This is a genomic window from Mesorhizobium sp. P2_C7 (assembly GCF_056404515.1).
On the sequence record NZ_JBFUDW010000014.1, the window covers coordinates 147,569 to 163,869 of the forward strand.

Annotated in this window: 19 protein-coding genes; 11 read left to right on the forward strand and 8 right to left on the reverse strand. The window is 62.0% G+C overall.

The genetic code is table 11. The features are described 5' to 3' along the window. Positions 1 to 243: 243 nt before the first annotated feature. The 9 genes from AC1D2G_RS26065 to AC1D2G_RS26105 all read left to right on the forward strand — a co-directional run bounded on the left by AC1D2G_RS26065 (position 244) and on the right by AC1D2G_RS26105 (position 9,725). On the forward strand, positions 244 to 1,191 hold the full coding sequence (locus AC1D2G_RS26065; protein WP_477417583.1) for an NUDIX hydrolase: 948 nt from the start codon (positions 244 to 246) through the stop codon (positions 1,189 to 1,191). 68 nt (positions 1,192 to 1,259) lie between these two features. Continuing rightward, positions 1,260 to 2,222, forward strand: coding sequence for a quinolinate synthase NadA (nadA, locus tag AC1D2G_RS26070; RefSeq protein ID WP_477417585.1), 963 nt, complete (start codon positions 1,260 to 1,262; stop codon positions 2,220 to 2,222). Continuing rightward, positions 2,219 to 3,760 (forward strand): L-aspartate oxidase, encoded by a 1,542-nt coding sequence (locus AC1D2G_RS26075; RefSeq protein ID WP_477417587.1) that lies wholly within the window; start codon positions 2,219 to 2,221, stop codon positions 3,758 to 3,760. Before nadA ends, AC1D2G_RS26075 begins: the two co-directional genes overlap by 4 nt. Further along, positions 3,760 to 4,614 carry a carboxylating nicotinate-nucleotide diphosphorylase gene (gene nadC, locus AC1D2G_RS26080; RefSeq protein WP_477417589.1) on the forward strand — a complete coding sequence of 285 codons (855 nt, stop codon included), beginning with the start codon at positions 3,760 to 3,762 and terminating at the stop codon, positions 4,612 to 4,614. Before AC1D2G_RS26075 ends, nadC begins: the two co-directional genes overlap by 1 nt. A 123-nt stretch (positions 4,615 to 4,737) precedes the next feature. Further along, positions 4,738 to 5,712 (forward strand): biotin synthase BioB, encoded by a 975-nt coding sequence (bioB, locus tag AC1D2G_RS26085; RefSeq protein WP_477417591.1) that lies wholly within the window; start codon positions 4,738 to 4,740, stop codon positions 5,710 to 5,712. Further along, positions 5,709 to 6,848 (forward strand): 8-amino-7-oxononanoate synthase, encoded by a 1,140-nt coding sequence (locus AC1D2G_RS26090; protein WP_477417593.1) that lies wholly within the window; start codon positions 5,709 to 5,711, stop codon positions 6,846 to 6,848. The genes bioB and AC1D2G_RS26090 overlap by 4 nt, the downstream gene beginning before the upstream one ends. After that, positions 6,845 to 7,480: a dethiobiotin synthase gene (gene bioD, locus AC1D2G_RS26095; RefSeq protein WP_477417595.1), complete on the forward strand. Its 636-nt coding sequence runs from the start codon at positions 6,845 to 6,847 to the stop codon at positions 7,478 to 7,480. The genes AC1D2G_RS26090 and bioD overlap by 4 nt, the downstream gene beginning before the upstream one ends. Next, complete coding sequence (locus tag AC1D2G_RS26100) at positions 7,480 to 8,745, forward strand: adenosylmethionine--8-amino-7-oxononanoate transaminase (protein ID WP_477417597.1); 1,266 nt, start codon at positions 7,480 to 7,482, stop codon at positions 8,743 to 8,745. The genes bioD and AC1D2G_RS26100 overlap by 1 nt, the downstream gene beginning before the upstream one ends. Beyond that, on the forward strand, positions 8,742 to 9,725 hold the full coding sequence (locus AC1D2G_RS26105) for a beta-ketoacyl-ACP synthase III (protein ID WP_477417599.1): 984 nt from the start codon (positions 8,742 to 8,744) through the stop codon (positions 9,723 to 9,725). Before AC1D2G_RS26100 ends, AC1D2G_RS26105 begins: the two co-directional genes overlap by 4 nt. A gap of 154 nt (positions 9,726 to 9,879) precedes the next feature. Here the strand turns inward: AC1D2G_RS26105 and AC1D2G_RS26110 are convergent, their stop codons facing one another. The 8 genes from AC1D2G_RS26110 to AC1D2G_RS26145 form a co-directional block, all read right to left on the reverse strand. Continuing rightward, a complete protein-coding gene (locus AC1D2G_RS26110; protein WP_477417601.1) occupies positions 9,880 to 10,521 on the reverse strand; it encodes a hypothetical protein in 642 nt (213 codons plus the stop codon). A 29-nt stretch (positions 10,522 to 10,550) separates the two neighbouring features. Then, complete coding sequence (locus AC1D2G_RS26115; RefSeq protein WP_477417603.1) at positions 10,551 to 11,297, reverse strand: CbtA family protein; 747 nt, start codon at positions 11,295 to 11,297, stop codon at positions 10,551 to 10,553. Between the two features lie 15 nt (positions 11,298 to 11,312). Further along, entirely contained in the window at positions 11,313 to 11,522 is a 210-nt protein-coding gene (locus tag AC1D2G_RS26120; RefSeq protein WP_457154031.1) for a CbtB domain-containing protein, read from the reverse strand. A gap of 96 nt (positions 11,523 to 11,618) precedes the next feature. Further along, on the reverse strand, positions 11,619 to 12,077 hold the full coding sequence (locus AC1D2G_RS26125) for a nitrile hydratase accessory protein (protein WP_477417605.1): 459 nt from the start codon (positions 12,075 to 12,077) through the stop codon (positions 11,619 to 11,621). A gap of 47 nt (positions 12,078 to 12,124) precedes the next feature. Further along, a complete protein-coding gene (locus AC1D2G_RS26130; RefSeq protein WP_477398516.1) occupies positions 12,125 to 12,478 on the reverse strand; it encodes an SH3-like domain-containing protein in 354 nt (117 codons plus the stop codon). Then, positions 12,475 to 12,789 carry a hypothetical protein gene (locus AC1D2G_RS26135; RefSeq protein ID WP_477417607.1) on the reverse strand — a complete coding sequence of 105 codons (315 nt, stop codon included), beginning with the start codon at positions 12,787 to 12,789 and terminating at the stop codon, positions 12,475 to 12,477. The genes AC1D2G_RS26130 and AC1D2G_RS26135 overlap by 4 nt, the downstream gene beginning before the upstream one ends. Positions 12,790 to 12,811: 22 nt before the next feature. Beyond that, positions 12,812 to 13,426: a nitrile hydratase subunit alpha gene (gene nthA / locus AC1D2G_RS26140; protein ID WP_477417609.1), complete on the reverse strand. Its 615-nt coding sequence runs from the start codon at positions 13,424 to 13,426 to the stop codon at positions 12,812 to 12,814. 54 nt (positions 13,427 to 13,480) lie between these two features. Then, positions 13,481 to 14,011 (reverse strand): DUF1097 domain-containing protein, encoded by a 531-nt coding sequence (locus tag AC1D2G_RS26145; RefSeq protein ID WP_477417611.1) that lies wholly within the window; start codon positions 14,009 to 14,011, stop codon positions 13,481 to 13,483. 514 nt (positions 14,012 to 14,525) lie between these two features. On the opposite strand from AC1D2G_RS26145, the gene AC1D2G_RS26150 reads away from it, so the two are divergent. Both AC1D2G_RS26150 and AC1D2G_RS26155 read left to right on the forward strand, forming a co-directional pair. After that, on the forward strand, positions 14,526 to 15,650 hold the full coding sequence (locus AC1D2G_RS26150) for a transporter substrate-binding domain-containing protein (RefSeq protein ID WP_477417670.1): 1,125 nt from the start codon (positions 14,526 to 14,528) through the stop codon (positions 15,648 to 15,650). Continuing rightward, positions 15,647 to 16,261 (forward strand): ANTAR domain-containing response regulator, encoded by a 615-nt coding sequence (locus AC1D2G_RS26155; protein WP_477417613.1) that lies wholly within the window; start codon positions 15,647 to 15,649, stop codon positions 16,259 to 16,261. The genes AC1D2G_RS26150 and AC1D2G_RS26155 overlap by 4 nt, the downstream gene beginning before the upstream one ends. Positions 16,262 to 16,301: the final 40 nt, after the last annotated feature.

The window sequence follows — 16,301 nt, forward strand, 5'->3', positions numbered from 1 at the left end:
GGGGGCCCCCATCGGCACTGGGGAATTGTAGGCCCCCAGGGTGCGGATGTCTTCCTCGATGACCTTCGCGACTGCCTTCGCCAACGCTGTCAACCATCGGTCCAACCCCGCCTGGTGCCTGGGTTGAAACGTTGACTGCCGCCACGGCCCGGTTCACGCTCAGAATCAAACCCTTGGCCGTAGGGCAGACAATTGCCAGCGCACCATGATCGAGGACTACGCAAAAATGAGGCGGGAGATATTGTGAGGCAGTCCGCAAAAAGCGGCCAACGCCATTCTATTGCAGCGGAACTGATTGCGGTGCTGGTCGCGGTGACGATTGGCCAGCCGCGCGTCATGACCATCGAGCGAGGTCAATCCCTGCCTTCCGGCCCATTCGAACTTGGACATCGTTCGCTGCAGTCGGGGCTAAGAGATTGGGTCGAACACCAGACACGCCACCCTTTGGGCTATATCGAGCAGCTCTACACTTTCGCCGATCGCGACAGGACAGCAAACGGGAGCGCGCAACGCGTGGTTTCCATCAGCTACCTGGCCTTGACCCGGGAGGAGCAGGCGGCACCCGCCGACAAAGCCGCCTGGCGCAACTGGTACGACTATTTCCCCTGGGAAGATCACCGTGCAGGTGTTCCCTCTGCATTGCCGGACGTGATCGTTCCGCACCTGAAGGCCTGGGCGGATGGCGCCGACGATCGCCCTGCGCACGATGACCGCTGGCAGCGAGCGGCGATCGCCTTCGGTCTTGATGGTAATGGCTGGAATGAGGAACTGGTGCTGCAACGCTACGAGTTGCTCTACGAAGCGGCCCTTGTCGGGGAAGCGCATCGCCGCCAAGGCGAAAACGGCACTCTATCGGCCTTCGGCCTTGCAATGGCGGCCGATCACCGCCGTATCCTGGCCACCGGCATCGCCAGGTTGCGCGCCAAGATCAAATATCGTCCCGTCGTCTTCGAACTCATGCCGTCGGTCTTCACGCTCCTGCAACTCCAGCGCAGCGTCGAGGCGCTCGCCGGTCGGCTCGTCCACAAGCAGAATTTCAGGCGGCTGGTAGAGCAGCAGGAACTTGTCGAAGAGACCGGATCATCAACAACCGACACAGGCGGCCGACCGGCCAAGCTGTTTCGCTTCCGGCACGGCGTTCTGGCCGAGCGGGCGGTCGCAGGGACGAAATTGCCACTTTCGCGTGCTTGACAATCCTTATGCTCCATATAAGCATATGCCCCATATATACTCAAAGCGAGCATATGTGAGGGACAAGAATGACGCTGAGCTCCGCACTCTACGACCGGGTACGGCGAGTCATTCCGCCCATCGAATGGCCGGCATTTGCGGATGATATCGACGCTATTCTCGATCTGAAGCGGCAGCGAAATGCCGTCATCCTGGCGCACAACTACCAGACGCCGGAGATCTTCCACTGTGTGGCCGACATCGTCGGCGACAGTCTGGCGCTTGCGCGCAAGGCGATGACGGCCGAAGCCGATGTCATCGTGCTGGCAGGCGTGCATTTCATGGCCGAGACGGCGAAGCTGCTCAATCCGCAAAAGACGGTGCTCATTCCCGACCTGCGGGCGGGCTGTTCGCTGGCCGACTCGATTACCGCCGAGGATGTCCGCCTGCTTCGGCAGCGCTATCCCGGTGTGCCGGTCGTCACCTATGTCAACACCTCGGTCGAGGTGAAAGCCGAGTCCGACATCTGCTGCACCTCCGGCAATGCGAAGGCTGTCGTCGAGTCGCTTGGCGTTCCCCAGGTGATCATGCTGCCGGACGAATATTTGGCCCAGAACATCGCCACTCAGACCGACGTGCAGATCATCGCCTGGAAAGGGCATTGCGAGGTGCATGAGCGCTTCACGCCTGCCGACATCCGCCAGCTGCGCGAGGACCATCCGGGTGTGACGGTTTTGGCACATCCCGAGTGCCCGCCAGAAGTGGTGGCCGAGGCAGATTTTTCCGGCTCGACCGCGGCGATGTCCGACTATGTCGGGCGACAAAAGCCGCCCCGCGTCGTGCTGATGACGGAATGTTCGATGAGCGACAATGTCGCGGTCGACCATCCCGATGTGGAATTCATCCGCCCCTGCAATCTGTGCCCGCACATGAAGCGGATAACGCTCGCCAACATCCGTACCGCGCTCGAGCAGAACCGCCATGTGGTAACCATCGCGCCCGAGATCGCCGGGCGCGCCCGTCTGGCCGTCGAGCGGATGCTGGCGGTATGAGCATGGACGTCCGCAATCTCGCCGACCGGCCGGTCATCATCGGCGGCGGCATAGCCGGGCTGATGACTGCGCTGCATCTGGCACCGGAGCCGGTGCTTCTGCTGTCGAGATCGCCGCTTGGCGCGGATGCGTCGAGTGCGTGGGCCCAGGGCGGGTTGGCCGCGAGCCTAGGCGACGATGATGAACCGGCGCTTCATCTTTCCGACACGCTCGCCGCAGGCGACGGCCTTTGCGATTCGGAAGCAGCAAGGCGCATCGTGTACGCGGCGCCGGCCGCGACCGAGGATCTGTCGCGCCTTGGAGTTCGCTTCGATCGGACACCCGAAGGCGCGCTACGTCTCGGGCTGGAGGCCGCGCATGGCCGGCGGCGCATCGTTCATGCCGGGGGTGACGGCAGCGGTCGCGAGATTATGCGCGCCCTTGTCGCCGCCGTGCGCTCCACGCCGTCGATTGTGGTCGTCGAGGGCATCGAAGCGCGCCGGCTGATCGTGGCAGACGGCAGGGTCACCGGGGTGCTGGCGGGTTGTTCTACGGGTCCGGTGTTCGTCGCCACAGGACGGGTCGTTCTCGCCACAGGCGGGATCGGCGGCCTGTTCCACGACACGACAAACCCGCTCGGCAGCTGCGGACAAGGCCTGGCACTCGCCGCACGCGCCGGTGCAATTTTTGCCGACCTCGAGTTCATCCAGTTCCACCCGACCGCGCTTGACGGGCCCTGCCGTCCGATGCCGCTGATCAGCGAGGCGGTTCGCGGCGAAGGCGCGACAATCGTTGACGAGACAGGCCGACGTTTCCTCGATGGCGTGCCCGGGGCGGAACTCGCACCGCGCGACATCGTCGCGCGCGCCGTCTGGCGGCATCTTGCCGACGGCCATCGCGTCTTCCTCGATGCGCGCGAAAAGCCGGGCGCGACATTCGCGCAGCATTTTCCAACGATCGCTTCGGCCTGCGGCAAGGCCGGTATCGATCCGGCGCGGGATCTCATCCCTATCCGGCCGGCCCAGCACTATCATATGGGTGGTGTCGCCGTGGATCTGGCCGGGCGCACATCAATTCCGGGACTTTGGGCTTGCGGAGAGGTTGCCTCGACCGGCCTGCACGGGGCCAACCGGCTTGCCAGCAACTCGCTGACCGAAGCCATCGTTTGCGCGCGCTGGGTTGCCGAGAGTGTAGCCGCTTCGCCTGAGCACCGCGGAAAGCCAGCGATGGCCTCTGGCCTGCCCGCGCCAGATCCAGGGCCTGTGCGCCCCCTCCTGTCACATGCCCTCGGCGTCACGCGGGACGGCAAAGGGTTGGAGCAGGCTGCCCGGACCCTGCTGGCGCTGTCGCAGCGACACGAAACGGCGTCGGATCCCGCCGCCGTCGGGCTGATGATCACAGTTGCCGCCTTGCTGCGCCGGGAAAGCCGCGGCGCTCATTTCCGGACGGACTTCCCCCACGATGCCGCCGTCGCCCGCCGCTCCCAGATTACGCTCGACGCGGCCATTGCCGCAGCGCTGGAATTCGAATCCTCCCCAATGCTGGAAAGCGTCGCGTGATGAACCTCTCACCACTTCCCGCAATCATGCTCGAACCCCTTGTGCGTGCAGCTCTGCTCGAAGACCTCGGCAGGGCCGGCGACGTGACCACCGATGCCATCGTACCGAAGAACCTTTGGGCAACGACCGTCCTTTCGGCACGCCAGGCTGGAACTGTCGCCGGGCTCGATCTGGCGATGCTCGCCTTCCGGCTTATCGACCAGAATGTGGAAATGACCGTGCATCGTTCAGACGGCAGCGAGGTCGTGCAAGGGGAAATCATTGCATCGGTGAGCGGTCCGGCCCGGGCCATACTCACGGCGGAGCGGACGGCGCTCAATTTCCTGTGCCATCTGAGTGGCATCGCCACGGCGACGGCGTCGGTCGTCACCGCGGTTCGCGGCCACGGCGCAAAGATCGTCTGCACGCGCAAGACGACCCCCGGCTTGCGGGCTATCGAAAAATATGCCGTGCGCGCCGGTGGCGGCTCCAATCACCGCTTCGGCCTCGACGACGCGATCCTGATCAAGGACAATCATATTGCCTTGGCCGGTGGAATTCGTACAGCAATCGAGCGGGCGCGAAGCAGCGCCGGCCATCTCGTCAAGATCGAAGTCGAGGTCGATACGCTGGCCCAGCTGGAAGAGGTGCTTGCTCTGGCCCCCGACGCCGTGCTGCTCGACAATATGTCGGTCGACGAGCTTCGCCAGGCGGTAGCCATGGTTGCCGGCCGGGCCACAACCGAGGCGTCGGGCAGGATCACCACCGCGATTGCGCCAGCCGTTGCCGCAACCGGCATCGATTTGATTTCCATCGGCTGGTTGACTCACAGCGCGCCGATCCTCGATATCGGTCTCGACTATCGTGAGCCTTAACCGTCGGGGCTGACCATCCAGCCTACCCAGCTTCTTTCGACCGTGTCCGCCATTTCAAAGGCGCCTGTGTCGCACAACGCAAGGAACAGCATGGAAATGCATACAGCGATATCGGAAAAGACCATGCCTGAGGCTCGATCCTTCGACGGCGACCGGACGTGGACCCTTGAAGAGGCTCGGGCGCTGCATGATGCCCCTTTCAATGATCTGCTGTTTCAGGCGCAGACCGTTCACCGTCAGAATTTCGATCCGAACAAGGTCCAGCTCAGCCGGCTTCTCAGCATCAAGACAGGCGGATGCCCGGAGGATTGCGGCTATTGCAGTCAGTCGGCGCATCACGAAACCGGCCTGAAGGCGTCGAAGCTGATGGAGGTCAGGCGCGTCATCGCCGAGGCAACCAAGGCGCGCGACGCCGGCGCCACCCGCTATTGCATGGGTGCCGCGTGGCGAAACCCCAAGGCGCGCGACATGGATGCGGTGGTGGCTATGATCGAAGGGGTCAAGGCGCTCGGCATGGAAACCTGCATGACACTCGGCATGCTCGATCTCGAGCAGACAACTCGCCTGAAACAGGCTGGTCTCGACTACTACAACCACAACATCGATACGTCGGAACGCTACTACAGCGAGATTATCAGCACGCGCAGCTTTGCCGACCGGCTCGATACGCTCGAACAGGTTCGCCAATCCGGCATCAAGGTCTGCTGCGGCGGTATTGTCGGCATGGGCGAAGAGCCGGTGGACCGGATCGACATGCTGGTGACACTGGCCAATCTACCGGAACATCCGCAAAGCGTTCCGATCAACATGCTGATCCCGATCGCCGGTACCCCGCTTGCCGACGCCAGGCCGATCGAGCCGATCGAATTCGTGCGCGTGATCGCACTGGCGCGCATCATGATGCCGAAATCGCATGTCCGGCTTTCGGCCGGCCGCACCGCCATGACCGACGAGATGCAGGCGCTGTGCTTCTTTGCCGGCGCCAACTCGATCTTCGTCGGCGACACGCTGCTGACGGCGGACAATCCCCGCGAGGACAAGGATAGTCTGCTGTTCCGGCGTCTCGGCATCGAGCCGATGGACCTCGAGACGCAATGAGCGGGATACCGCTTGCCCGCTATGACGCGACCCTGCAGGGGCTGGCGCGCAAGGACCGGCTGCGGACGCTGTCGCCGCGCGCCGGCCTCGACTTCTCGTCGAACGACTATCTCGGGCTTGCCGCTTCGAAAAGGCTAGGCGACGCGGTTGCGGCGGCAATCGCGCAGGGCACGCCGGTCGGCGCCACCGGGTCGCGGCTGCTGCGCGGCAACGCGCCGGAACACGAGGCTCTGGAGGCGGACGCGGCGGCGTTTTTCGGAGCTGAACGCGCGCTGTTCTTCGGTAGCGGCTACATCGCCAATTTCGCTCTTCTGACCGCGCTGCCGCAGAAGGGTGACCTTTTGGTCCTCGACGAACTCGCCCATGCCAGCATGCATGAGGGGGCTCGCGCTGGCCGCGCTGAGTTCAAGCTCGCCGCGCACAACGACGTCGATGCTGTCGAGGACGCGATCACGCGCTGGCGCGCCGAAGGCGGCACCGGGCGCGTCTGGATCGCGGTCGAAAGCCTTTACAGCATGGATGGCGACCGCGCGCCGCTGGAAAGCCTGGTCGCGCTTGCCGATCGGCACGAGGCGTTCATCGTCGTCGACGAGGCGCATGCCACCGGCGTATGGGGACCGGAGGGCCGCGGCCTTGCCGCCGGTTTCGAGGGCCGCGACAACATCATCGCACTCCACACTTGCGGCAAGGCGCTCGGAGCGTCGGGCGCGCTAGTCACCGCTCCACGAACGCTGTGCGACTATCTCGTCAACCGGTGCCGGCCATTCATCTACGCCACCGCGCCATCACCGCTGATGGCCGTGGCAGCGCGCGAGGCGATTGCCATGCTGTCCGATGAGCCTATGCGCCGTGTCCAGTTGCAGGAGCGCGTTGCCTTCGCGGGCCGCCAATTGGCCGGGCGCTGCGGCGTCGCACCCAGCGGCTCGCAGATCCAGCCCTTTGTCATCGGCGACGTCAGGCGCACCATGGCGGTGGCGACAGCGCTCCAGGCACGCGGCTTCGACATACGCGGCATTCGTCCGCCGACCGTACCCGAGGGCACGTCGCGTCTGCGCATTTCGCTGACGCTCAACGTCGACGAAGCCGACATTTCGGCCATGGTCGAGGCGCTCGTCGAGGTGTTGGCCTCGGCATGACCAAGCGCATCGTCATCACCGGAACGGATACCGGCATCGGCAAGACGGTGTTTTCGGCCGGGCTCGCCGGCCAGCTCGACGGCTTCTACTGGAAGCCGGTGCAATCGGGACTCGACGGCGAAACCGACAGCGAGGTTGTTGCCCGGCTTTCCGGTTTGCCGGCCGGGCGCGTCCTGCCGGAAGTTTACCGTCTGAGAACGCCGCTGTCGCCGCATCGTTCAGCGGAAATCGACGGCGTTGCGATCGAGGCGGCAAAGCTCTCGCTTCCAGCCTTGCCGGGTCCGCTTGTCATCGAAGGCGCTGGCGGGCTGATGGTGCCACTCAACCGACAGACAAGGTTCATTGACATATTCGCGCAATGGCGGATGCCGGTTATCCTGTGCGCCCGTACCACGCTCGGCACGATCAACCACACCCTGCTGTCGATCGAGGCGCTCAGGGCCCGTTCCATCCCGCTCATCGGCATTGCCTTCATCGGTGATGAGGTGGCCGATACGCAAAGAACCATCGTGGAGTTCAGCGGTGTGCGCCAGCTTGGCAGACTGCCGCGCATCGATCCGCTGACGAGTGAAACGCTGAGAGAAGCCATCGTTGCCGGCTTCGACCTCACAGCGATCGCAGGGGGCGAATGATGTCGCAGTCCCGTGTGTGGCATCCGTTCACACAGCACGCGCTCGAACCGACGATCCCTGAAATCGTCCGGACGGACGGCGCCTATATCCACAAGGCCGACGGCACGCGCATCCTGGATGCCATTTCCTCCTGGTGGGTCGTCACCCACGGCCACCGCCATCCCCATATCATGAAGGCCATCGAAACGACCGCGGCGAGCCTGGACCAGATCATCTTCGCCGGCTTCACCCACGAGCCGGCCGAACGCCTGGCCAGGGCGCTTGTCGGCCTCGCTCCGGCCGGCCTTGACTGGGTGTTCTACTCCGACAGCGGCTCGACCTGCGTCGAGGTCGCGCTGAAGATGGCGCTCGGCTATTTCCGCAACATCGGCGCACCGCGCACGCGTATCGTCGTCATGGAGCACAGCTATCATGGCGACACCATCGGCACGATGAGCGTCGGCGCCCGCGGTGTGTTCAACGCTGCCTACGAGCGGTTGCTGTTCGAGGTCGATACCATCCCCTTCCCGGCCGCCGGGCGAGAGCAGGAGACGCTTGATCGGTTCGAGGCCGTCAGCCGCGACCGGCACGCCGCCGCGCTGATCGTCGAGCCGCTGGTGCTTGGCGCCGGCGGTATGCTGATGTATCCGGCCTCGGTTCTGACCGAACTGAAGAAGATCGCCGAAGCTTCGGGCACGCTGCTGATCGCCGACGAGGTGATGACCGGCTGGGGCCGCACCGGAACCATGTTCGCCTGCGAGCAGGCATCCATCTCTCCGGACATCCTGTGCACCTCGAAGGGCTTGACCGGAGGCGCCATCCCGCTGGCGGCGACGCTCGCCACCGAGGCCATCTTCCGGGCCCATTTTTCCGACGACCGCAAGAAGACCTTCTTCCACTCGAGTTCCTACACCGCCAATCCGATTGCCTGCGCGGCCGCACTCGCCAATGTCGAGATCTGGCGCGACGAGCCGGTAGCCGAGCGGGTCGCGGCCCTGAGTGCAAAGCAGGCCGCCGGGCTTCAACGCTTTCGCGATAACCCTCGCTTCACCGACAGCCGGGCGACCGGGACGATCACGGCTCTCGATCTGCGCACCGGCTCCGCTGGCTATCTGGCCGAGATCGGGCCAAAACTACGGGCTTTTTTCCTCGAGCGCGGCCTGCTCGTGCGTCCGCTTGGCAATGTCCTCTATCTTCTGCCGCCCTATTGCATCACCAGCGAGGAACTGGACGGTCTCTATGACGCCATCGAGGAGGCCAGTGAACGCTTCGGTTCGGGGCCATGAGCAGGTCGTCGCGCATTCTCGGGTTCGGCCATCATGCGCCGGCGCGCAAGGTCGAGAATCAGGAGATCGAAGATCGTCTCGGGCTCGAGCCAGGCTGGATCGAGCGGCGCACCGGAATTCGTTCGCGCTTCTGGGCGACAGACGAAGACACGCTGTCCGGCCTTGCTGTGCGTGCAGGCGAGATGGCGCTGGCGAACGCCGCTATTGATCGCAGCGACATCGGTCTCCTGTTGCTTGCCACCTCGACGCCCGACCACCTTCTGCCGCCCAGCGCCCCCCTCGTCGCGCACAAGCTGGGACTTGGACGAGCAGGTGCGATCGATCTGACCGGCGCCTGCGCCGGCTTCATCTATGCGCTGATGTTCGCGGACGGCTTCACCCGCCTGCATGGTAAATCAGCTTTGGTCATCGCCGCCAACATCCTCAGCCGTCGCATCAATCCGGCCGAGCGCGCAAGCTCGGTCCTTTTCGCCGATGCCGCCGGCGCCCTGGTGATCGGTCCGTGCGAGGATCCTGATCGGGGCATTCTCGGTGCCTCGGTGGATTCCGACGGCTCGCGCTACGGGCTGATCCAGATCCCGGCGGGCGGAAGCAACGTCCCGTTCCAAAGTGGCCTGGATCTCGGGCAAACCCGAATGACGATGACCGACGGCCGCGAAGTGTTCGCCAGGGCCGTGGACATGATGACTGCATGTTCAAAGGACGCGCTCGCCGCAGCCCGAACGCAGCCGCAGGACATCGATCGGTTCGTGCCGCACCAGGCCAATGCCCGCATTTTCGATGCGGTCGGGAGGAGCCTCGGCATTGCAGATGAAGCAATCGTCAAGACAATCGCCGACTACGGCAACTCTTCGGCCGCGACGATCCCGCTCTCACTGTCGCTCGCTCATCTGACCGAGCCGTTCCGGCCGGGCGAGAAAATTCTCCTTGCGGCAGCGGGTGCGGGTCTCAGCGGCGGTGCACTGGTCGTCGGGATTTAGCTGAGCCACCGACAGCGCGAACCGACTGATCATGATTGGTGGATAGGACAAAGGCATTTGGGTCGTGGCGAGTGCGAAGCTGACAACACCTCGCGTTGGCCGGCAGCGAGCGCTCGACTGGCTGCCGCGTTATCCACTCTTCAGGTTTCGGTGTTCAGACGTCCCCGGGAATGGGGTGCCGCTCGGTTTTCCCAACCCGTTGCCGCAAGGTGCGAATTGGAAACAGGACACCTGCCATCGTCGCCAAAAAGATGATGCCTACTGCAACCAGGCTGGGCAGGTGCCAGAGGATGTTCCCCCAGTTCGGGATGACCAGCGACGCCGTATTGAAGGTCTCGCCGCTGAACTGACACATGACGAACGACGCGCGGTTCTGCACCATGTCTGCGTCGATCCGTGATATCAGCGCCTCGACGGCCGGTTTATCTGCCGACATCTCGCGCAGATGCGTCAGCGCTGCCTGCATCGCGGACAGATAGGCATGGCTGCATTCATTGAACGGGCTTGTTTCATCTCCAATGCTGCCGGGCATCAGTCCCCAAAGACAGGTGGCATACTGCAGATTGGCGAAATTCAGCAGCCTGCGAAACTTTTGATCCGTACGATCTTGGTTGGCCGCCAGATCAAGAACTTCGCTGCGATAGTTGGCGATCACGGCCATTTGGCCGTGAGTTAAAGCTGGGATTTGAAGACCTGATCTGTCCAGGTCTGACTTCTGGCGATGCGCCTGCGCCGATTCCGCAATCATCGAGAGCAGCAAAAGACAGAAACACCATGCCGCGGCGCGCGTGGACACCCGGATGCTCCGCGGCATCCCGGAATGGCCTAGCGGACCGCCACGCTTGCCACCGGTCGACCGTCGCGACGCTCGACCAGCCTGCGCTTGGCGACCACTCCGAAAAGCACGCCGATCGCAGTCCAAAGAACCGTCTGGATACCGAGTGAGGCAAGGCGGAAATTCCACAGTACAGCGGCAGAAAACTGCTCCGGAACTTCATTGATCGGCGGCAGCGCATATTCGGCAAGAGACATCACGAGAAAATAGGCACCCCCCGCCGCTATCCAGGCATTCCAGGTTCCGTATCGTGATGCCAAGTGTCTGGCGAGGCCGATCGAGGCCACTGCCGCCAAGATCGACACGGTCAGCAGTACAAAGAAGAGCTGGGTGCGCGCCTGGATCGTTTCGGGATCACCCACGGAAGGTGGGTTGGCCGGATATTTGAACTGCGGCACCAGGATGATCGCGACGAATCCGGCCAGCGCGATTAGTGCTGCCGTGCCGCGCGGTCCAAAGCCACTGACCCGTCCCTGGACATAGGAGAAGACCAGCGCGAAAAGCCCGCCTATGGATGCGCCATAGACGAGAATGCCAGTGAGCAGGCCGATACCGGCCTGGGTAGAGCGACTGACGAGTTCGGGCTCCGGCGCCTCGCCTGCGGCCTGCGCCTGCTGTTCCTCGAAAGCGATCGCGTGATCGACCTGCGGCTCGCCGAACGCACGGGCGAAACCGAATGCAAGCAGGCCGGCTATGATGCCAACCAGCATGCCCCGCACCAAAAGACTCCCAACCATGTCAGTGTTCCTTGGCTAGTGGCAGGGAAAGCCGAGCAGATGGCGGCCGTCGTGGACGAATTCGTGGACGTACATGCCACGGATCAGCGACGTCGCGCCCTCTTCGGCACCGATGAAATAGATCGCTAGCATCAGCATCAGCCCGCCAAAGATGGCCCAGGGCAGAAGCTCGCGAACCGGAATGGGTGCCGGCAGGGCAACGGGTTTAAGAGCGATTTCGGACATGGAAGTTCTCCTGAACGGTGTTTGTTGGAATGACTTGGCAACGAAATGTTCGTCCGCCCCCACTCTGCGATTGCGGCGCTGCTGCCGGCTTGTGGTTCACGCCAGCCGGGTCGCTGGCGCGCGGCAACTGTGATCGTGGTCATGAGAATGATCGTGATGATGATGATGGTGGTGGTGAGAATGACCATGATCATGTCCGTCAAGGCTGAGCGGTTCGCCAAAGCTGCGATGTTCGTCAGCGTGACGCCATTGTTCCTTGCGCGCCATCAGCTCATCGAAGCTTGACAGCTTCTTGTCGGTCACCAGTTTCTCGAGCGCGGCAAGCCATTGATGGTAGTAGATCCCGTTGTGGCTTTCCGGGTCGAGGCCATAGGTCTTGCCGAGTTCGATTTCGGCGCTGATGTAGTTCACCCATTCCCGCCACTGGAAATAGCCGTTGCGGTGAAGCGCGAGAACGATCCCGAACGCGGTGAGTTGCCAAGGCTCGGCAAAGAGCGGTCCGCCTTCATTGCGTGGAAGGCCGGGAAGCTGATCGAGGCTGCTATTCTGGTCCATGGAAAGATCCTCTTCAAGCCGGAGTGGATGAGAAGTTGGAAAGCGCGCTAGTCCGCGCTCTCGAGGTAATCGTCCCAGGCGTCGACATACATTCGGTCCTGCGGATGGCCGGCGTCGCCCCACAACTCGCGAGCCGTGAAGACCACCGTGTAGACGTGCTGTGGCTTGGGGCCATTCCGGTGGGCGCTGGTGTCCGGGAACACGAACACGCCGTGATCGAAAGTAACGGTTCCGGCCTTGCCCCTGATATAGGCAGGCAGCCGGTTGTGCGCGACCTGGTTCAAATTGACGACCGTTACCCGGTCGCCGGCCTTGAACTTCGGCGGGACGTTTGCATCGACGCGGGCCGGATCGCCTGTGGCCAGAACCGTCGGCACCATATCGGGGGTGAGCATGTTCATGCTGCTTCTCCTTTCATGAGCTGGGCATGGCGGGCATCGACTTCCTCGCGGGTAACGATGCCGGCATCGATGCAGTTCTGTTCGACGGTGCAGAGCCACTTCTCGTAGTAGCTCGACATCAGGTAATGGCGCGGATCCATCTTCTCGATCGGATGCCGGAACTGGTCCACGTTGTAGATGCCGGCTGCGAAGCACGCGATCATCATCGATAGCATCCGCCCCTCCCATTCCTCGTGGAAATAGGGTTCGTTCTGTTCAACCAGCACCGGACCGAAGCCGTGCTTGCCGCCAACGTCATGAATTCCATTCATGGTCTGATCCTTTTGCCAGAGCCTAATGCGAAGGTGATTGCGCTACGCCGGTTCCGATCATGGAATCGCGGGTAACGTGAGCGGCCAATTCCTGTTCGGTCAGGCTTTCGGTGCCTGCTGGACGCATCGGCAGCACCAGGTAGCGGAGCTCGGCCGTGCTGTCCCAGACCCGCACCTCGACATCATCGGCGATATCGAGCCCGAATTCCTTGAGGACGCTTCGCGGTTCGATCACCACCCGTGCCCGGTAGGGCGCCGATTTGAACCAGATGGGAGGCAAGCCGAGCGTCGGCCAAGGATAGCAGGAGCAGAGCGTACAGACGACGACGTTGTGCACCTTTGGCGTGTTCTCAAGGACAACCATGTTCTCGCCCTGCACGCCGATATAACCAAGGCTCTTGATGGCGGCGGTGCCGTCCTCCAGCAGCCAATTCCTGTATTGTGGATCGGTCCACGCCTTGGCGACGACCTTCGCACCGTTCTTAGGTCCCATCTGCGTCTCGAAGGTTTCGACGATCAGATCGAGGGTCGCAGGATCTATCGCCTTCTTCTCGGCGAGCAGAGATTCCAGCGCTTTGACGCGCAGGCCGACCTCGGGGATCAGCACGTTAGCATGAGTGTGACTGTTGTTTTTCATGACTTACCTCACTGATATTGTTCGAAGATTTCCGTCTGGGATGGCAGCTTTCGGTCAGGCGACGGCCAGCGCCGGCTTGGTCAAGGCGGCGGCGAGCTTGGCCGATGCGAAACCGAACAGGGCGCCGCCGATCATCGATACCGGAACCACAACCAGCGAGTTCTCGAAAGACGCCGAGAGCAGTTTCGCCAAAGCGAGCCGGTCAGGCGTCTGCAGCAGGAACGCGAATGTGCAGGCATAGCCGAACGTCGTGCCCGGCACGGAAGCCAGGGCCGGAACCTGCGATGCCAGGATGTAGATCACAACCGTGATGAACACCACGATGGCAGGCCAGATTTGGGGCCCAACAAAGTTGCCGATAGGCAGGCCGAGGATCATGACAGCGCCTAGCCAGCCCATGAAACAGCCGAAGATATTCGAGACGATCGTGCTCTTGAGCGCGGCTTCGTCGCCGCCCGACTGGAAGAAGCAGGCCCAGGCGACAAAAGCCGCCCAGACCAGAATTGTGCCGATGGAAAGAAACGCCCAGGTGCAGATCGCGCCGAGGACGCCAACGCTCAGAGCCGTTGCTATGACAGGTTTCATTGCCGGGTTCCCCATTGTCTTTTTTCAGAACTAAAAAGGCCCGCCACCGTTACCGGTGAGCGGGCCTCATCGCCATAAGCTCGCATTCTCACGAGCTTTATCTGTTCATGCCGCGCCTCTTTTGGGCGCTCGCTTTTTGTTCCTATTTAGCGTCGCTGAGGAGTTTTTTTTTGTCAACCGTTATTCATGCGAATTTTGCAAAATCAACAAGTCACCTGATTTTTGTGAAACAAAACAGATACTTAAGTGATGTAAGTAGCGCCGCGACAAGCCGTCGGAAATAGAATTTGACATTTTTGCCGATCTGACGGACGATTTGATTGGATTTGCCGGCTAGCCGGTTTGAACTAAAAATTGAGGGATCAGGACGATCCTTCGCGGCAACGAAGCCCTGACGCCTTCCGAGGCCTCAGGGCTTATTTTTTGGGGCTGAGCCACTTTGGGCGAAAAAGCGAAAATCCCGGTCGGCGTGCTGTTTTCCACGACCGGGCCATACGCCACGGTCGGCGAGGCGATGCTCAATGGAACGCTGCTCGCCGTCGAGGAAGTCAACAGATCGCCGGACTTCGATTTCGAGCTGGCACCGCTTGTTCGAAATCCTGGAGGCGAAACGGCTCAGTACGCTTCGATCTGCCGGGATCTCATCATCAACTCCGATGTTGCGCACATCGTCGGCTGCTACACCTCTTCCAGCCGCAAGGCGATCGTACCCGTCGTTGAGAAATACGATGCGCTGCTTTGGTATCCCTCGCACTACGAAGGCTTCGAAAGCAGCGACAATGTCGTCTATCTTGGTGCGTCGCCGAACCAGCACATAGTGCCCCTGGCGCAATATATGGCCTCAAGGTTCGGCGCTCGCGTCTATTGTTGCGGCTCGGACTATATTTGGCCTTGGGAAAGCAATCGCGTCATGCGCGAAATCGCCGAGAATTTTGGCGGCGAGGTGCTCGCTGAGCGCTATCTGGCTGTCGGATCGACCGAGGTTACCGGGCTCGTTGAGGAAATCCGTCTCCTGCGGCCCGATTTCGTGTTCAACACGCTTATCGGCGAATCCAGCTACGCATTCTTGCGTGCTTTTCGTGAAGCTGGACTAGGAACCCAATCTCCAGGCGACGTTTCCATTCCCATCGCCAGTTGCACGCTCTCCGAACCGGAACTTCGCACGATCGGCGATCCCGCAGCGCTCGGCCATATTACCTCCAGTGTCTACTTCCAGTCGCTGGACAACCCGCAAAATCATGCCTTTGTCGAAAATTACAGAACGCGTTTCGGCCAGCAGAAGGTGACCTCGGCAGACGCCGAAGCTTCGTACAATTCCGTTCACATGCTTGCACTCGCGCTTCGGTCTGCAGCCTCGACGAAAGCATCCGACATACTCGCCGTACTCGGCGACTGTGTTTACGATGCACCGCAAGGACGGATCCGCATCGACACGGAAAACAACCATTGTTACCTGACGCCGCGCATCGGCGTATCGAGCGCCGGTGCGGAGTTCACTATCGTCGCGGCTGCGCAAAAGCCTATCAAGCCCGATCCGTTTCTGGCTTCGCTGAAAGGGGCGGCTTTCATGCTGGATTCTCGCGACCAGGATCAGCCGCCAGGTGACCGGCAGCAACTGAAGCTGAGGGTCGTGTCGTGACCAAGCAAGTGATCCCAAACTTCAGCAACAAAACGGCGCTGATCATCCACAGGGCGGATAGCAACGTGGACGCCCTGTTGAGCCAGCTCCGCAGGTTCAACATCGAAGCCAAATGCCAATGGCCGCCGCGAACCAAGGATTTTGGCCCTGTCGATATCGTGTTCTTCGACGTCGACAACGGGTTCGACGGCATGTTCCCGTGGTCGCAGGCGCCGATCCCGCTGATCGCCATCATCGGCTCGGAAACGCCGGGCCGGCTTGCCTGGGCCATCAGCCAGAATCCAAGCGCCTACCTCATTACGCCCATAGGTTCGAAAGGTGTGTTTCAGGCACTGGTCACGGCGTTCCACAACCATAATGACCGTACCGACCTTCAGCGCGAGGTCGCCGACCTGCGCGAACGGCTGCGATGCCGCCCGCTGGTGGTTCACACGATCCTGCGCATCATGAGTGTGTTGGGCATCGATGACGACGCGGCATTTCACGTAATTCGGGACGAGAGTATGCGCCGGCGCATCTCCGTCGAAGCATGCTGCCACGAACTCGAAGCACAAGCAGACAGCTTTCTGTCGACAATTCCCGAAATCAGCAGATCCGCCGCCCGCAAATAGGCGGCAGGGCTGAGCCTCAATATCGAAATTGAATACGCAC

Excerpts from the sequence above, each read along its gene's own strand:
- bioB (WP_477417591.1), top strand. The coding sequence starts at position 4,738 with ATGCCTGAGGCTCGATCCTTCGACGGCGACCGGACGTGGACCCTTGAA.
- nadA (WP_477417585.1), top strand. The coding sequence starts at position 1,260 with ATGACGCTGAGCTCCGCACTCTACGACCGGGTACGGCGAGTCATTCCG.
- AC1D2G_RS26100 (WP_477417597.1), top strand. The coding sequence starts at position 7,480 with ATGTCGCAGTCCCGTGTGTGGCATCCGTTCACACAGCACGCGCTCGAA.
- AC1D2G_RS26130 (WP_477398516.1), bottom strand. The coding sequence starts at position 12,478 with ATGAACATGCTCACCCCCGATATGGTGCCGACGGTTCTGGCCACAGGC.
- AC1D2G_RS26090 (WP_477417593.1), top strand. The coding sequence starts at position 5,709 with ATGAGCGGGATACCGCTTGCCCGCTATGACGCGACCCTGCAGGGGCTG.
- AC1D2G_RS26115 (WP_477417603.1), bottom strand. The coding sequence starts at position 11,297 with ATGGTTGGGAGTCTTTTGGTGCGGGGCATGCTGGTTGGCATCATAGCC.
- AC1D2G_RS26075 (WP_477417587.1), top strand. The coding sequence starts at position 2,219 with ATGAGCATGGACGTCCGCAATCTCGCCGACCGGCCGGTCATCATCGGC.
- AC1D2G_RS26135 (WP_477417607.1), bottom strand. The coding sequence starts at position 12,789 with ATGAATGGAATTCATGACGTTGGCGGCAAGCACGGCTTCGGTCCGGTG.
- nadC (WP_477417589.1), top strand. The coding sequence starts at position 3,760 with ATGAACCTCTCACCACTTCCCGCAATCATGCTCGAACCCCTTGTGCGT.
- bioD (WP_477417595.1), top strand. The coding sequence starts at position 6,845 with ATGACCAAGCGCATCGTCATCACCGGAACGGATACCGGCATCGGCAAG.
- AC1D2G_RS26120 (WP_457154031.1), bottom strand. The coding sequence starts at position 11,522 with ATGTCCGAAATCGCTCTTAAACCCGTTGCCCTGCCGGCACCCATTCCG.
- AC1D2G_RS26125 (WP_477417605.1), bottom strand. The coding sequence starts at position 12,077 with ATGGACCAGAATAGCAGCCTCGATCAGCTTCCCGGCCTTCCACGCAAT.
- nthA (WP_477417609.1), bottom strand. The coding sequence starts at position 13,426 with ATGAAAAACAACAGTCACACTCATGCTAACGTGCTGATCCCCGAGGTC.
- AC1D2G_RS26145 (WP_477417611.1), bottom strand. The coding sequence starts at position 14,011 with ATGAAACCTGTCATAGCAACGGCTCTGAGCGTTGGCGTCCTCGGCGCG.
- AC1D2G_RS26150 (WP_477417670.1), top strand. The coding sequence starts at position 14,526 with ATGCTCAATGGAACGCTGCTCGCCGTCGAGGAAGTCAACAGATCGCCG.
- AC1D2G_RS26105 (WP_477417599.1), top strand. The coding sequence starts at position 8,742 with ATGAGCAGGTCGTCGCGCATTCTCGGGTTCGGCCATCATGCGCCGGCG.